Source organism: Acidimicrobiia bacterium (assembly GCA_035948415.1).
In the GTDB taxonomy this organism is placed as follows: domain Bacteria; phylum Actinomycetota; class Acidimicrobiia; order IMCC26256; family PALSA-555; genus PALSA-555.
Window position 1 is genome coordinate 35,431 of sequence record DASZJD010000106.1, and the last position, 15,668, is coordinate 51,098.

Annotated in this window: 16 protein-coding genes; 6 read left to right on the plus strand and 10 right to left on the minus strand. The window is 73.0% G+C overall.

What is annotated here, in order from left to right:
• Positions 1–85: 85 nt before the first annotated feature.
• Complete coding sequence (locus tag VG869_14570) at positions 86–2,398, minus strand: LuxR C-terminal-related transcriptional regulator (GenBank protein HEV3452407.1); 2,313 nt, start codon at positions 2,396–2,398, stop codon at positions 86–88.
• A 924-nt stretch (positions 2,399–3,322) separates the two neighbouring features.
• Positions 3,323–3,904 carry a DinB family protein gene (locus VG869_14575; protein ID HEV3452408.1) on the minus strand — a complete coding sequence of 194 codons (582 nt, stop codon included), beginning with the start codon at positions 3,902–3,904 and terminating at the stop codon, positions 3,323–3,325.
• Between the two features lie 139 nt (positions 3,905–4,043).
• Between VG869_14575 and VG869_14580 the strand changes: the two genes are divergently transcribed.
• The 3 genes from VG869_14580 (at position 4,044) to VG869_14590 (ending at position 6,177) form a co-directional block, all read left to right on the plus strand.
• A complete protein-coding gene (locus VG869_14580; GenBank protein ID HEV3452409.1) occupies positions 4,044–4,364 on the plus strand; it encodes a YciI family protein in 321 nt (106 codons plus the stop codon).
• Entirely contained in the window at positions 4,352–5,605 is a 1,254-nt protein-coding gene (locus tag VG869_14585) for an RNA polymerase sigma factor (protein HEV3452410.1), read from the plus strand. Before VG869_14580 ends, VG869_14585 begins: the two co-directional genes overlap by 13 nt.
• Positions 5,606–5,703: 98 nt before the next feature.
• Positions 5,704–6,177, plus strand: coding sequence for a VOC family protein (locus VG869_14590; GenBank protein ID HEV3452411.1), 474 nt, complete (start codon positions 5,704–5,706; stop codon positions 6,175–6,177).
• 35 nt (positions 6,178–6,212) lie between these two features.
• Here VG869_14590 and VG869_14595 read toward each other — a convergent pair whose 3' ends face one another.
• From VG869_14595 to VG869_14605, 3 genes are all read right to left on the minus strand, one after another.
• Positions 6,213–6,860 carry a VC0807 family protein gene (locus VG869_14595; GenBank protein HEV3452412.1) on the minus strand — a complete coding sequence of 216 codons (648 nt, stop codon included), beginning with the start codon at positions 6,858–6,860 and terminating at the stop codon, positions 6,213–6,215.
• Positions 6,861–7,060: 200 nt separating this feature from the next.
• Positions 7,061–7,885: an ABC transporter permease subunit gene (locus VG869_14600; protein HEV3452413.1), complete on the minus strand. Its 825-nt coding sequence runs from the start codon at positions 7,883–7,885 to the stop codon at positions 7,061–7,063.
• Positions 7,885–8,799, minus strand: a complete 915-nt coding sequence (locus VG869_14605; protein HEV3452414.1) for an ABC transporter ATP-binding protein — start codon at positions 8,797–8,799, stop codon at positions 7,885–7,887. Before VG869_14605 ends, VG869_14600 begins: the two co-directional genes overlap by 1 nt.
• A 142-nt stretch (positions 8,800–8,941) precedes the next feature.
• On the opposite strand from VG869_14605, the gene hisH reads away from it, so the two are divergent.
• Entirely contained in the window at positions 8,942–9,553 is a 612-nt protein-coding gene (gene hisH, locus VG869_14610; protein HEV3452415.1) for an imidazole glycerol phosphate synthase subunit HisH, read from the plus strand.
• Positions 9,547–10,350, plus strand: coding sequence for a HisA/HisF-related TIM barrel protein (locus VG869_14615; GenBank protein ID HEV3452416.1), 804 nt, complete (start codon positions 9,547–9,549; stop codon positions 10,348–10,350). Before hisH ends, VG869_14615 begins: the two co-directional genes overlap by 7 nt.
• Here the strand turns inward: VG869_14615 and rsfS are convergent.
• Positions 10,347–10,733 carry a ribosome silencing factor gene (gene rsfS / locus VG869_14620; protein ID HEV3452417.1) on the minus strand — a complete coding sequence of 129 codons (387 nt, stop codon included), beginning with the start codon at positions 10,731–10,733 and terminating at the stop codon, positions 10,347–10,349. The two genes, VG869_14615 and rsfS, sit on opposite strands and share 4 nt — an antisense overlap.
• 46 nt (positions 10,734–10,779) lie before the next feature.
• On the minus strand, positions 10,780–11,361 hold the full coding sequence (nadD, locus tag VG869_14625; GenBank protein HEV3452418.1) for a nicotinate-nucleotide adenylyltransferase: 582 nt from the start codon (positions 11,359–11,361) through the stop codon (positions 10,780–10,782).
• A 71-nt stretch (positions 11,362–11,432) separates the two neighbouring features.
• On the opposite strand from nadD, the gene VG869_14630 reads away from it, so the two are divergent.
• A complete protein-coding gene (locus tag VG869_14630; GenBank protein HEV3452419.1) occupies positions 11,433–12,110 on the plus strand; it encodes a hypothetical protein in 678 nt (225 codons plus the stop codon).
• A 4-nt stretch (positions 12,111–12,114) separates the two neighbouring features.
• Here the strand turns inward: VG869_14630 and VG869_14635 are convergent, their stop codons facing one another.
• From VG869_14635 to VG869_14645, 3 genes are read right to left on the minus strand one after another with little or no spacing between them, the layout of a single operon-like run.
• Positions 12,115–13,533 carry a VWA domain-containing protein gene (locus VG869_14635; protein ID HEV3452420.1) on the minus strand — a complete coding sequence of 473 codons (1,419 nt, stop codon included), beginning with the start codon at positions 13,531–13,533 and terminating at the stop codon, positions 12,115–12,117.
• 1 nt (position 13,534) lies between these two features.
• Complete coding sequence (locus VG869_14640; protein HEV3452421.1) at positions 13,535–14,413, minus strand: MoxR family ATPase; 879 nt, start codon at positions 14,411–14,413, stop codon at positions 13,535–13,537.
• Entirely contained in the window at positions 14,413–15,639 is a 1,227-nt protein-coding gene (locus tag VG869_14645) for a glutamate-5-semialdehyde dehydrogenase (GenBank protein ID HEV3452422.1), read from the minus strand. Before VG869_14645 ends, VG869_14640 begins: the two co-directional genes overlap by 1 nt.
• Between the last annotated feature and the right edge of the window lie 29 nt (positions 15,640–15,668).

Sequence of the window (15,668 nt, forward strand, 5' to 3'; positions counted from 1 at the left end):
GTGTGCGAGCGCGGGCGCCGGCACGCATCGGTACCGCGTTACGGATCTTTTCGCCGCCGCGGGGCCCGAGGACTGCGTAGTGGCGCTATGGGGCAGCGGCGGTCATGCCCAACGCCACCGCCAGCTCGGGTCGCCCAGCCACGCCGAGCTTGGCGTAGACACGACTGAGGTGGGTCTCCACCGTCCTCACGGACACCACGAGTTGCTCGGCGATCTGACGGCTGGACCGGCCACCGACTGCCATGCGGGCGACCTCCAGCTCCCGGGCGGTCAGCGTCGCGGGCGACCGCTGCCAGTCGATGGTCGGGCTGGTTGCCCCCGGACACGACGCGAGGAGGGTCTCGCACCGCAGACCGAGCGACGCGGCCCGTGATCGGTCGCCGAGAGCCTGATAGCGGGCGGAGGCCGTCGCCGCCGCCTCTGCCGCCAGGATCCGCATCTCGAGCCGCTCGAGCCCGTCGGCGGCCGCCTCCAAGGCTGGCGCGTCGCCCGCGGCCAGCGCGGCGGCGTGGGTGGCCGCCACCGCCGCGAACGGTCCGTCCACGATCGAGACGAGGGACGCCAACCGGTCCGTCACGGACGACGCCTGCCCGAGCCTCGCGCGGCCGTGCCGCGCTTGGAGCTCGTAGGGGAACTGGCCTCGATGGCGGGCCGCGGTTGCAACCTCCTCCAGGTGCGCCGCGGCGCCCGCGGCGTCGCCGCCGGCCGCCTCAACCCACGCCGCCGAGATCTCCAACAGCGGGTCGAACCACACCAGACTCGGCGTCCGCGCCTCGCTGGACTCCGCGAGGGCGGTGCGGGCTCCGCGGAGGTCACCTGAGAAGACCCGGGCCAGCACGAGCCCGGCCGCGGCCAGGATCGCCCCGCCGGCCCAGTCCTCGGTTCGGAGCACCTCCCATCCCTCACCCAGGCGCCGTTCGGCGGTCACCGCATCACCTTGGAGCAGCTCGACCCAGCCGGTCAGGGCCGAGCCCACCGCGACGAACTTGTGGTGGCGCTGCTGGAGGCCCAGTTCGAGGTACGCGGCCGCCAGGGACCCTGCTCGAGGGATGTCACCACCGAGGAACGCGGCGACCCAGGTCGCCGCCGGACCCCAGTCGGCGAGCTCATGCGACTGGGCGGCGGCGGCCAGCCGGGGCTCGTTCCACCTCCGCGCCGCGGCCAGCGCGTCGTCACCCCGTCCGGAGAACGCGCTGCCGTTCGCGACCGCGCCGAGCGCAGTCAGGGTCACCTCTGGCTCCTGGCCGGGGTCGCGTGCCACCGGCGCGGCCATGGCCACTGCCTCGGCGGGAAACCCAAGCGCCGCTCGAAGCTTGGCCTGGTACGCCGCCAGCCAGGCCCGAGCCGGTTCGGCCGTCACCGTCGCCTCGGCGCGGGCGAGCACGTCTTCGGCTGCGGCGGTATCACGCACACCGAACCACAGCGTCTTGGCCTTAAACACCGCCAGCTCGGCCTGCTCGGTGTCGTTACTGGGTTCGGTCCCGTCGAGTTCGGCGAGCACGTCGCGATAGCGCCCCTGCCGGTACAGGGACTCGGCCAACGCCACCCTCGCTCGGTGATCGGCCGGCGCAGCCGACACCGCGGCTCGGGCGAGCCGTTCGGCGAGTCGAAAGTCCAGCGCCTCGGCAGCCTGTCGGGCGCCAGCCACGAGCATCCCCAGGTCGCCGGTCCCACCGCTGTCGAGCCTCCAGGTGACGCAGCGCAGCAGGTCCTCCCGGCGATGTAACCCGATCCGGGCACAGCCGTCGGCCAGGCGACCCGCGAGCCAGCGCTGCCTGGCGACGGGCACGAGCGTCCGAACGACCTCGCCGAACATCGGGTGCGCGACGCGGGCAACCATCCGGTCGCCTTCGGGCCCGATCTCGATCAGGCCCGCGCTCTCGGCCTCGGCCAGACCGCGAGCCTCGGTCAACCCTTCGAGGACCTCCATCGGCACCGGGTCCGCCAGCGCGGTGATGTCAAGCCCCTCGCGGGCCGCGGTGCCGAGCTGTGCGATTCGAGTCTTGATCAACTCGACCAGCCGGTCGCCGACCGGTACTGGCCCGGCGAGGCGCCAGCGGCCCTCGATCTCTCGCAACGCGCCGCTCGTGGTGGCGCTGCGGAGCAGCTCGCGCACGTACAACGGGTTTCCCTGGCTCGCCTCCCACAACGAGTGCAGTTCCAGTGACCCACAGGGTCCGCCCAACGTGGCCACGATCAACTCGTCGGTCTCCGCGCGAGAAAGCGGCTGTAGCTCCACCCGTTCAGCCCAACCGTCCTTCCAGAGCGCAGTCACGGCATCGGGTGCCGGCTCAGCCGTTCGCACCGTGACCAAGACCGCGGCGACGCCAGACACCACGAGCTGATGCAGCACCATTGCCGACACGTCGTCCGCCAGGTGTGCGTCGTCGACGGCCACCAGCGGTAACGGAGCCCCATCGGGGGCGTCAAAGTTCCGGCGTATCTCGCTGGCAAACTTCAACGGGTCCGAAGGACGGACCGTTTCGCGCGTGTCGGACGGCAGCAGCGGTCCGAGGACGCCGAGCGGGATACCTTGACTCGACCGCGTCGCCGACACCCAGCAACCGGGCCGACCATCAGCCGCCACCGCCGCCTGGACCTCCCGTGCAAGACGGGTCTTGCCCACCCCCGACACGCCCGCCAACACCACGCTCGACGACCGGTCCAGGTACGCACGCAGGACGCGCGCCTCCGCACCCCGCCCCACCAAGCCCTCCGCCTCCACGAACGGGCACGATAGACGGCCCCTCGCTGACGCCCTGGCGGGTGCGGTTGACACAGCGGATTGCGTCGCGCTTCTGAATCGCCCAACGGGTGGGAACGCGCGGGGCGCGAGACGCCCGCTCACCGCGAGCGCGAGGTCATCGAGCGGACCGCGGACGCCAGGATCGGCGGCCCCTCCCCAGTAACTTCGCCAATTCCTCGAAGAGTCCAGGTGTCCCCACAGGTCCACAGAGCGTGGAGCGCCGGAGACAGTGGCGTCGGTGCACCGGCATGATGTGCCGGTACCCCAGCTCTCGGATGCTGGGACCGGCGCCGTCAAGTTTGGGGTCACTCCCTCAAGAGGTCACGTCGCCTACTAGACGTTCCGTGACGGGGCGGTCGACCTCCTGACGTTCCGTGAGTGGAGCGCAGCGTCGACGCGGCATGGGGAGCATCCGGCGCACCTGCGCTTCTCGCATAACTGGGCTCGGGTCGCGGGGTGTCTACGTCGATCCTGCGGCGCTGGTGTCTCTGACCCGGTTCCGCCCGAGCGCAGTGGCGAGGTGGCCTCGTGGCTCGCGGTGCCACCCGCCGCAGCCCTTCCGATCGGTCGAGCGGATCAGTCCCGACTGGTGGGTCTTCCCGATCCGACCAGCATCGTTCGCCACGGGTCCGGCACATCCAGTCGCTCGACGCCGTCGTACATCCACAGGGTCGGCGTCGAGAGCACGAACGAGCACACGGCTCGGGATGGCTCGAATTCGTCTCCGAGGCCGACGAGAACGTCGTAGGTATGCAGGAGGAGCTCGTTCAGGGCCCGCGCGGCCCAGTCCGACGGTCGCAGGTCGAAGATCGTGTCCGACGCGACGGCGTCCGCAGGAGCGGCGGCGAGGACGGCTTCGAAGGTGCGCCCGACCGCGCCCAGTGCCTCGACCAGCTGTGACGGGGTTGCGTCCGGCTGCGCGTGGAGCTCTGTCAGCCGCAGCCACCCGTCCCGGACCCGCCCGGCGAGCTGCAGCGAGTACGAGAAGAGGCAGTCGGTCACGTGATCGACCGTCTGCCAACAGCTCCAGTCCAGCGTCCCGGCGGGCGCCGACCAGTCTCGGTCGGCAACCCGCGACAGCGCTCCCAGCGATTCACCGAGACCGACGCCGAACAGCTCGATCGGGCCCGGCATCGTCGGAGTGGCAGCCTCGCCCACGGCACGTCAGGGTATTTCACAGACCGAGAAGCACTCCCTGGTCCCCGGCGCGGGCCCGACCCGATGTCGATCTGGCCGACCCTGGTTCGTCGTAGGGGTGCACCGACACCACAAGGAGGCAGCCGTGCGATACGCGCTGATGATCTGCACCGACGAGACCCCGACCGGCGAGGACGAGACGGCCCTGCTGGCCGAGTACGCCGCGTTCGGCGAGGAGATGGGGCGTCGGGGCGTCCTGCAGGGTGGGGAGCGGTTCCGCCCGACCACCGACGCCACGACCGTTCGGGTGCGCGACGGCGAGGTCCTGACCACCGACGGCCCCTTCGCCGAGACGAAGGAGCAGATCGGGGGATACTTCGTCGTCGACTGCAAGGATCTCGACGCCGCCATCGAGGTCGCGTCGAAGATCCCCGGGGCCAGGACCGGGTCGATCGAGGTGAGGCCGATCTGGGAGATGTAGCGCCCGACGTCGAAGCTGCGGTCGCCGAGGCCTTCCGAGAGGAGTGGGGACGCGTCGTCGCCACGCTGATCCGCGGGACCGGCGACTGGGACCTGGCCGAGGAGTGCGCGCAGGACGCCTTCGCGCGGGCGCTCGAGCGGTGGCCGCGAGACGGCGTCCCACGCAATCCCGGCGGCTGGCTCACAACGACGGCTCGCAACCGCGCCCTCGACCGGCTGCGCCGCACGGCGACCGGGGCCGCCAGGCTGCAGGAGGTAGCGGTGCTCTCGCGTCGTGACGAACCGATCGGCCAGGATCCGAGCGGCATCGACGACGACCGGCTGCGGCTGATCTTCACCTGCTGCCACCCGGCGCTGGTCCCGGAGGCCCAGGTCGCGCTCACGCTCCGGACGCTCGCCGGGCTGACCACGGCCGAGATCGCTCGAGCGTTCCTGGTCCCGGAGACCACGATGGCGCAGCGGCTCGTGCGCGCCAAGCGCAAGATCCGCAACGCCGGCATCCCCTACCGGGTGCCGCCCGCGCACCTGCTGCCGGAGCGGACCGGCGCGGTGCTGGCGGTCTTGTACCTGCTGTTCAACGAGGGCTACGCGGCGACGGCGGGCGCCGACCTCGTGCGCGGGCGGCTGTGCGAGGAGGCCATCCGACTGGCGCGGACCGTCGCCGGGCTGATGCCCGACGAGCCCGAGGTGCTCGGCCTCCTGGCGCTGCTGCTGCTCCAGGACGCTCGCCGGTTCGCTCGCGTCGACCCCGCGGGCGACCTGGTGCCTCTCGAGGAGCAGGACCGATCCCGATGGGATCGGGCCGCCATCGACGAGGCGATCGTCGTGCTCGACGCGGCGCGCCGGCGCGACCGCCTGGGGCCGTACCAGCTGCAAGCGGCGATCGCCGAGGTCCACGCCCAGACGCCCGAGGCGGCCGCCACCGACTGGTCCGAGATCGCGGCCCGGTACGGCGTGCTGCTCGAGATGGTGGCGTCGCCGGTCGTGGAGCTGAACCGGGCGGTCGCGGTGGCGATGGCCGACGGCCCCGAGGCCGGGCTGCGGCTCGTCGACGAGCTCGAGGCGTCCGGCGCCTTGGCCGAGTACCACCTGCTGCCGGCCACCCGAGCGGACCTGCTCCGACGCCTCGGACGGCGCGCCGAGGCGGCGGCCGCCTACCGCGACGCCATCAGCCTGGCCGCCACCGACGCCGAGCACCGGTATCTCCACCGGCGCCTGGCCGAGACCACCGCCGAGCGCTGATCACCGGGCGGGCGTCGCTCCTAGAGTGACCGCGGCCGCGGGCCGCGGCGAAGCGGCACGACCGACGGTCCTCGGACGAGACACCGGAGGCGCGACCGATGCTGCTGGACGGCTTCAACCACGTCGCCATCCTCACGAAGGACCCGAGACGGCTGCACGCCTTCTACGAGGAGGTGTTCGACGCCACCGTGCTGCGCGACGGCCCGGAGGAGGGCGGCCCGGCCACGGTTCGGCTGTCGATCGTCGAGGTGGGCCCGCACTCGGAGCTCAACGTGTTCCACGTCGACGGCAACTCCGAGGCCGACCGGCAGACCCCGATGTTCGGGCGCGGCCGGATCGACCACCTGGCGCTCCAGGCGGGGTCCATCGACGCGTTCGAGACGATCCGCGACCGGCTCATGGCTCGCGGCGCCAACGACGGGTTCGTGACCGACTTCGGCCCGATCCTCAGCCTGTTCTTCCGCGACCCGGATGGCCTCGAGTGCGAGGTCTGTGTCGAGAACCCCGACGCCGAACCCGGCGTGTCCCACCCACCGGGGACGCCGGCGGCCCGGTACCAGCGCCCGAGCTAACGCCGACCGCGGCGCCCCGGCGGTCCGGCGCGGGGTCAGGCCGGGGACGCGTGCCGCGGCGCGAAGGCCACGTGCTCGCCCATCGTGCGCTGGAACCACAGCACCGACAGGGCGATGGCGAGGCCGGTGATCGTGAGCGAGGAGACCGTTCGCGTGACGACGAACACCCCGACCGACTGGCTGAGCAGCAGCCAGCTGCCGAGCACCGCGATCGTGAGCTCGGTCACCGCCCAGAGCAGCGTGATCTGGACGAAGAACCGTCGCATCGGCGCCGCCGAGGCGACGTCGTCGGGGATCGGGCAGAAGTCCCGGGCCAGCCGCCCGGCCAGGGGGCGGCTCGTGACCGCAGACACGAAGAAGGCCACCGCGACCAACGCGGTGCCGAGCGCCGGCTGCAGGAAGTAGAGGAAGGTGCTGCCGGTGGCGAGGGCGAGCACCGAGCGGGCGGTGATCGTGAGGGCGCCGAGCAGGAGGATCCCCGGGACCCTTCGGCCGGTGACGAGCCGACCGGCGATGGCGGCGTAGGCGAAGCCGGCGCCGGCGATCACCGCGCCGGCCACGTTGAAGAAGTGGAGGGCGAGCAGGAACACGGTCACCGGGGCGATCATGCCCTCGACGACGCGCGGGGCGGCGTGGCGGACCAGCGCCCCGAGCCGTGGGATCACGAACGGGGCTCCATCCACGCCGTGCTTATCGTCGCGGAACCGTCGGCGCTGAAACGTCCTTTCAGCGGGGTGGCCGGCGCCTGCCAAGATCGGGGCACGGCCGGCCGGGTGGCTCCCAGCCATACCCCCCAGGCGGAGGAGACCTCGGCCGGCCGCCAGCACGCGGGGCTGCCGGCGCGACACGGGGGGCGGCGTGGCGGGCTCGGGGCGCGCCGCCACTACGACAGCACGTCCTTGCGCCGGAAGTACCACCAGGCGACGCCTCCGAACACCACCAGGTACGGGATCTGGAGCAGCGTGCCGCGGAGCATGTCGCCGGTGGGGCCGCTGCCCTGGAAGAGGCTGGTCCAGGCGTCGAGGTAGTGGGTGGGGAACCCGTTGCGGATCGACCCGATGGAGGAGATGCCGTCGAGGATCTGCGAGACGATGTAGAGGCCGACGCCGGCGAACACGGCGGCGGCGGGCGAGTCCGTCATCGTCGACACCATGAACGCGAGGGCGCCCACCCCGAGCAGGCTCCAGAACACGTAGGCGCTGGCGATGGCGAGGTTGCCGACGATCTGGCCGACGGACTGGTGGAAGGCGGCGCCGGGCAGCGGCAGGTTCAGGGGGTGCCAGCCGAAGGCGATGGCGCCGGCGATGAGGCCGGTGACGCCGATGAGCGCGGTGGCGATGAGCGCCATGAGCCCGGCCGACTCGACCTTCACGAGCAGCAGCCGGCTGCGGTTGACGGGCCGGGTGAGCATGGCTCGGAGGTTGCCCCAGTTGGCCTCGGAGGCGACGGCGTCGCCGGCGAAGAGGGCGACGAGGACCACGAGCAGGAACCGGCTCATGAAGCGCAACGCCGCGACGGGCAGGAACAGGCCGGTGTGGACGGCGAGGTACGGGAAGGGCCCGCCGCCGCCGCCGCCCGACGCGCTGGGCGGGTTCGCCTTGATCGCGATCGTCGTGATCACCGGGATGGCCACGGTGATGCCGAGCGCCACGTAGGTGCGGGGGCGCCGCCACTGCTTCGTCATCTCGGTGCGGAACAGCGCCAGCATCAGCCCTCCTCGCCCGCGACGAGCCCGAGGAAGGCGTCCTCGAGGCGGTGCGACGACTCGACCGTGTCGACCCCGACCCCGGCCTCGACGAGGGCGGCGACCAGGTCGGAGCGGCGGACGCCGTCGACGTCGACGCGCAGCCCCGGCGGCTGCGCCGTGACCGACCGCACGCCCGGATGGGCGGCGAGCACCTGCTCGGCGCGCGCGACGTCGTCGATCCCGAAGTACACCGAGCCGCCGGCGGCCGTGAGCTCGTCGATCGTGCCCGCGGCCACCAGCCGGCCCCGGTCCATCACGACGACGTGGCTGCAGACCTGCTCGACCTCGGCCAGCAGGTGCGACGAGAGCAGGACGGTGACGTCGTGCGCGGCGAGGCGCCGCAGCAGGTCGCGGACCTCGCGCATCTCGCCCGGGTCGAGGCCGTTCGTGGGCTCGTCGAGGACGAGCACCTCGGGCCGGCCGAGCAGGGCCCGGGCGATGCCGAGCCGCTGGCGCATGCCCTGCGAGTAGGTCTTCACCTTCCGGTTCACGGCGCTGCCGAGGCCCGCCACCGCCAGCGCCTCCTCGACGTTGGCGGTCGCGAAGTCGCCGCCGGCCTCCTGCCAGTGCACCTGGAGGTTGCGGAGCCCGGTCAGGAAGGGCACGAAGTCGGAGTGCTCGATCATCGTGCCGACGCGCGCCAAGACCGGGTTGCTCGGCGTCATCGTCACCCCGAGCATCCGGGCCGCCCCGGCGGTCGGGCGCAGCAGCCCCACGAGGACCCGCAGCGTGGTCGTCTTGCCGGCGCCGTTCGGACCCAGCAGCCCGCACACCTGCCCGCGGTCGACGCGGAAGCTCACGTCGTCGACGGCGCGCACCGAACCGAACTCCTTCGTGAGGCCGGCGATCTCGATCGCGGGCGCGCCACTCGCCATTCCGGGCGAGGCTACCCGCCGCATCTGCCGGCGAGGCACCGGCGCAGTTAAGAATCCGATAAAGAGCCGCGCGCGTCACCGCCCGAGCCACCGGGCGTCAACGCCGGAGGGGACCCGGCCCGGCCGTTCCTAGACTCGCCGCGTGATCGGCGTCATCGACTATCGGGCCGGGAACGCGCCGAGCGTCTCGTACGCGCTCACGCACCTCGGGCTCGACCACCGGCTGGTCGCCACCCCCGAGGCGCTCCGCTCCGCCGATCGGCTCGTGCTCCCCGGGGTCGGGGCGGCGCGGGCCACCCTCGACTCCCTGTACGGCGCCGACCTCGTCGACGGGCTCCACGAGCGGGTCCTCGGCGACGGCGTGCCGTTCCTCGGCATCTGCATCGGGCTGCAGGTGCTGTTCGAGCACTCGGAGGAGGGCGACGTCGAGGGGCTCGGCTGGATCCCCGGCGTGGTGCGACGGTTCCCCGACTCGGTCCGGGTGCCGCAGATCGGGTGGAACGCGGTGCGACCGACCCGGGCCCACCCGGTGACCGACGGGCTCGGGAACTCCGCCCACTGCTACTTCGTGAACTCGTACTACTGCGAACCCGCCGACCCCGGCGACCTGCTCGCCGTCACCGAGTACGGCTCGCCGTTCTGCTCCGTCGCCGCCCGCGGCAACGTCCTCGCCACCCAGTTCCACGCCGAGAAGAGCGGCCCGCTGGGGCTCGGGCTGCTCGAGCGCTTCGCCGACTGGGAGCCGCGATGCTGACGAAGCGGCTCATCGCCTGCTTCGACGTGATCGCGGGCCGGGTCACGAAGGCGCAGCAGTTCCAGGACAACATCGACGTGGCGCCGGCCGAGGCGCTGGCGGCGCGCCTGTACCGCGACCAGATCGACGAGATCGTCTTCTACGACATCACCGCCAGCGCCGAGCGCCGCCGGCTCGACCTCGACACCGTGCGGCGCGTCGCCCGGCACGTCTTCGTGCCGTTCACGGTCGGCGGCGGCGTCCGGTCCGTCGACGACATGTTCGAGGTGCTGAAGGCCGGGGCGGAGAAGATCAGCGTCGACTCGATGGCGGTGCGCGACCCGTCGATCATCCAGGCCGGCGCCGAGGCGTTCGGGCGCCAGTGCATCGTGCTCAGCACGCAGGTGAAGCGGGTCGGACGACGGCACGGGATCCCCAGCGGCTACGAGGTGTTCATCGACGGGGCCCGCGAGGCGACGGGGCTCGACGCGGTGGAGTGGGTCCGTCGAGGCGAGGAGCTCGGCGCCGGCGAGGTCGTCGTGAACAGCATCGACCGTGACGGCACCGCCACCGGCTACGACCTCGAGATCACCCGCGCCGTCGCCGACGCCGTGAACGTGCCCGTGATCGCCTCGGGCGGCGCGGGGACCGTCGACCACATCGCCGCCGGCCTGACCGACGGCGGCGCCCAGGCCGCGATCATCAGCTCGATCCTCTACTCGCCCCGCCTCGAGAACGTGGGCGTCGCGGCGCTGAAGACCGGGCTGGCGGCGCGGGGCGTGCCCACCCGCCCGTACCTCGAGCCGACGGACGGCTAGCGACCCTTGACCGCGACCGGCGCGGCGTCGGCGTCGACGGCGAGCCGCGCCGCGTCCGCCCACAGGCGGTCGAGGTCGTAGTAGGCGCGGGTCTCGTCCAGGAAGACGTGCACGACCACGTCGCCGTAGTCGAGGAGCACCCACGTGGCGTCGTCGAGGCCCTCGACCCCGATGGGCGGGCCGTCGACGGCCAGGGCTCGCCGCACCTCGTCGACGATCGTGCGCACCTGCCGGGTGTTCGAGGCACTGACGAGCACGAAGCAGTCGACGATGGCGAGGATGTCGCCGACCCCGAGCACGACGATGTCGGTGCCCTTCTTGTCGGCCGCGGCGCGGGCCGCGCTCGACGCCCGCAGGAGGGTGACGGGATCGGGTCTCGTCAAGGGGCGGTCCCGGCCTTCGACGGGTGCGGGCGGGACGCCGGGGGCATCACGGCGCAGTGTAGAGGCCCCGGGCCCGGATCTCCCGCAACACCGCGGGCGGCACGAGCCCGTCGACGGGTCGGCCGGCGGCGAGCCGGGCCCGCACGTCGCTCGACGACACGTCGAGGCGCGGGATGGAGAGGCGCTCGAAGCGCCAGCCGCCGCCGGGCGGCTCGGCGTGGGCGTCGCCGGCGCGCTCGACGACGACGATCGTCGCCAGGTCCCGCGTCTCGTCGAGGCGTCGCCACGTCGGCATGTTGGCGACGGCGTCGGCGCCGAGCATCAGGAAGAACTCGCGACCGGGCGCGGCCAGCTCCTCGAGGGTGTCGGCGGTGACCGACGGGCCGGCCCGGTCGACCTCGACGCTCGAGGCCTCGACGCCGTCCACGAGCTCGACGGCGGCGCGGGCCAGCGCCAGCCGGTCCTGCGCCGGGGCGCCGACCTGCCCGCGCTTCTGCCACGGGTCGCCGGCGACCACGAGCAGGACCAGGTCGAGGTGCAGTGCCCACCGCGCGTCGGCGGCGGCGACGACGTGGCCGACGTGCACGGGGTCGAACGTGCCGCCGAACACGCCGATGCGCTCCCCCACGACGGCAGTTTACGAGGCCGTCACACTGCCGACCCAGGAACGCGCTCGGAACACCTCGTAGGGTGACGGCCGTGGACGTGCCCGCGGGCCCCGAGCCACCCGCCGCGGCGGAGCACGTGCTCGTGCGCGTCTGGCTCCCCGACCGACCGGGCGCGCTCGGCCTCGTCGCGTCCCGGGTCGGCGCCGTGGGCGGCGACATCGTCGGCATCGACGTGCTCGAGCGCGGCGAGGAGGTCGCCGTCGACGAGTTCGCGGTCGTGCTGCCCGGTCTCGACCTCGTCGAGCTGCTCGTGCACGAGATCGAGGAGGTGGACGGCGCGTCGGTCGAGGAGGTGCGGGTCGTGACCGCGTTCCCCGACCCGCGCCTCGACGCCCTCGAGTCCGCCGCCGCCCTCTGCGAGGCCCGGTCCGTCGCCGCGCTCCACCTCCTGCTCGTCGAGCAGCTGCGCCGCGAGTTCCTCGCCGGGTGGGCGGCCCTCCTCGACGCCGGGCGGGTGGCCGCGGTCGACGGCGACGGGCACCCGACCGAGGAGCTCCTCGGGGCCCTCGCCGCCGGCACCGCGGCGTCGCCGCTCGTCGCCGCGGGGACGACCGGCCCTGACGACCTGGCCGTGGCCCCGCTCGTGGGCCACGACGCCACCCTCCTCGTCGGCCGCGACGGGCACCCGTTCCGGCGGCGGGAGCGGGCCCAGCTCCGGGCCTTGGCCCGGGTCGCCGGCCGAGCCTGGACCCTGCTCGACGACGCCTGAGCGTTCAGCCCTCGGCGACGGTGGCGACGAACCGCTCGAGCTGGCGGAGGTTCCGGCACTCGTAGACGCCGTCGCAGTAGGGGACGTACTCGGCCATGATCGAGTCGCCGGTGTCCCAGTAGCCGCGGGGCTCGGGGTTCAGCCAGTAGAGGTGGCGGGCCCGCTCCCCGAGCGCGCCGAGGACCCAGGCCTGGGAGGCGTGGTAGTTGTTGCGGGCGTCGCCGAGGAAGATCAGCGAGGTCTTCGGCGTCACCTCGGTGTGGTGGCGGTCCTCGAACACCTCGAAGGCGTGGCCGTAGTCGGAGTGGCCGTCGACCCACACGACGTCCGCCTCGGTGTTCACCCGGTGGACGGCCTCGGTGACGTCGTCCGACTCGGCGAAGAACCGCGTCACCTCGTCGATCCCGTCGATGAACACCCACGACCGCACCTTCGAGAACTGGCTGGCCATCGCGTAGACGAACTGGAGCGTGAACCGGGCGAAGCTCGCCACCGACCCGCTGATGTCGGCTACCACCATGATCTCGGGCCGGGACGGGTGCGGATGCCGGAACTTCGGCTCGGCGGGCACGCCGCCGTACGACAGGGAGGCCCGCACCGTCTTCCGGAAGTCCAGGTGGCCGCGGTGGCGGCGTCGGCGACGCTGGGCCAGCCGAGCGGCCAGCGCCCGCGTGAGCGGGTAGATGGCCCGCTGCAGCGCCAGCATCTCCTCGCGGGACGCGTGCATGAAGTCCACGTCCTCCGGCAGCGGCTTGCGGAGGGTGCGGGCCATGGCCTCGACGCCCCGGTCGGCGACGAGGCGGCGACGGATCTCGGACTCGATGAGCTCGCGCAGCACCCGCAGCCGCCGCTGGAAGTCCTCCGCCTGCAGCCGGGCGCCGAGGTCGTCCTGCGGGGCGTCGCCCTCGTCGGCGGCCCGGCCGGCGAGCCGCGCCGCCAGGTCGTCGAGGTCGAGCTGGCGCAGCGTCCGGTACAGGTAATAGGTGCCGCCGACGGGCCGGCCGGGCTCCATGCCCGCGAAGGCGCCGACGGCCGCAGCGGCGAGGCGGCGCAGCTCGTCGCGGTCCATGGTGAGGAGCGCCTCGAGCAGCAGCTGCGCCAGCTCCTCCCGGGTCAGGTCACCGCCGCCGCCCCCGCCCGCCTCGCCGGCCCGGTCGGCCAGCTCGGCCCACTCGTCGGCGTTCGGGTCGTCGGCGTCCACGCCCCGGCTGTAGAGGGAGAAGTAGACGTCGAACACGGTGTCGAACGCCGGCCGGTGCCGGTGGTGCTTGACGAGGGTGGCGCCGAGGGCCGTCTTCAGGACGTCGCGGTCGCGGATGTCGACGTGCTCGACCGCCCGCATGGCGTCGAGGTTCTCGGTCATCGACACCGGCAGGCCGGCGGCGCGCAGCTCGTGGACGAAGCCCTGCAGGACGTCGAGCATCTCAGGTGGGATCGCCGGCGGGCACCAGCTCCTTGCGGGCCTTGGCGATGTCCGACTGGTACTTCAGGAGCACGTGCAGCGTGTCGCCGATGACCTCGGGGGAGATCTCGGCGGTCCCGAGGTAGAGGAGGGTGCGGGCCCAGTCGATCGTCTCCGAGATCGACGGCGCCTTCTTCAGCTCGAGGTCTCGGATCGAGCGCACGACCCGGGCCACCTGCTCGGCGAGCTCGTCGTCGATCTCGGGGACCCGCACCCGCACGATGTCCTTCTCGCGCTCGATGTCGGGGTAGTCGACGTGCAGGTAGAGGCAGCGCCGCTTCAGCGCCTCCGACAGCTCGCGGGTGTTGTTCGAGGTCAGCACGACGAACGGCCGCTGGTGACCGACGATGGTGCCGAGCTCGGGGATCGACACCTGGAAGTCGGAGAGGACCTCGAGGAGCAGCGCCTCGGTCTCGATCTCGACCCGGTCGACCTCGTCGATGAGCAGGACCACCGGGTCCTCGGCGCGGATCGCCTCCAGCAGCGGCCGGGTGAGGAGGAACGGCTCCGAGAAGATGTCGGCCTCGACGTCGGCCCAAGAGGCCTCGTGCTCGCGGTCGGACTGGATGCGCAGGAGCTGCTTCTTGTAGTTCCACTCGTAGAGGGCCTTGGCCTCGTCGAGACCCTCGTAGCACTGGAGGCGGATGAGGCGCGCGCCGGTCGCCCGGCTCAGCGCCTTCGCCAGCTCGGTCTTGCCGACCCCGGCGGGGCCCTCGACCAGCACCGGCTTCTCGAGCCGGTCGGCCAGGTACACCACGCCGGCGATGGTGGCGTCGGCGAGGTAGTCGACGGCCCGCAGGCGCGGGATCACGTCGCCGACGGACGCGAAGCGGGTCGCCACTACTCGACCACCTGCCCGTCGCCCCACACCTCGTAGCGGTAGGTCGTGAGCTCGCGAGGGCCCATCGGGCCGCGGGCGTGCAGCTTCTGGGTCGAGATGCCGATCTCGGCGCCGAAGCCGAACCGCTCCCCGTCGGTGAAGCGCGTCGACGCGTTCACGATCACGACACCGGTGTCGACCTCGCGGGTGAACCGGCGGGCCGCGTCGAGGTCCCGGGTCACGATGGCGTCGGTGTGCCCGGAGCCGAACCGGTTGACGTGCTCGATGGCGGCGTCGATCGAGGCGACGACGGCCACGGCGAGGCGCAGGTCGAGGAACTCGCGGGCGAAGTCGTCGTCGGTGGCCGCGGCCATCGGCCGCACCCGACGGGCCGACTCGTCGCCGAGCAGCTCGACGCCGTAGGCCTCGAGCACGTCGGCGACCCGGGGCAGGAAGGCGGGGGCGACCGCCTCGTGCACGAGCAGCGACTCGGCGGCGTTGCACACGCCGGGTCGGCTGGTCTTGGCGTTCACGACGATGGCCAGGGCCTGCTCGAGGTCGGCGGCGGCGTCCACGTAGACGTGGCAGTTGCCGTCGCCGTCGATGACGACGGGGACGGTCGCGTGCTCGCGGACGCTCGCGATGAGCGCGGCGCCGCCGCGCGGGATGAGGCAGTCGATGTGGTCGGTGAGGCGCATGAGCTCGACGGCGGCGGCGTGGGAGGGGTCGTCGACGAGCTGCACCGCGTCGGTGGGCAGGCCCGCCTTCGTGACCGCGTCGCGCAGGACGTCGACGACGGCCCGGTTCGACCGCTGGGCGCTCGACGACCCCCGCAGGAGCACGGCGTTGCCGGCCTTCAGGGCGATGGCGGCGGCGTCGCTCGTGACGTTGGGGCGGTTCTCGTAGATGACGGCGACGACCCCGAGCGGGACCCGGACCCGACGCAGCTCGAGGCCGTTCGGCCGGCGCCACCCGTCGAGGACCTCGCCGAGGGGGTCGGGGAGGGCGGCCACCTGGCGCAGCCCGGCCGCCATGCCGGCGAGCCGGGTGTCGGTGAGCCGGAGCCGGTCGAGGGGGGCGGCGTCGAGGCCGTCGGCCTGGGCCGCGGCCACGTCGGCGGCGTTGGCCTCGAGCACCTCCGGGGCCCGCTCGAGGAGCAGGTCGGCGCCGGCCGACAGGGCCGCCTCGCGCTCCCCCGCGGCGGCGGTGAGGAGCCGCCGGGACGCCGCGGTGGCGCGGCGGCCCAGCTCGGCGACGGTGGGCACGCAGGGAGTGT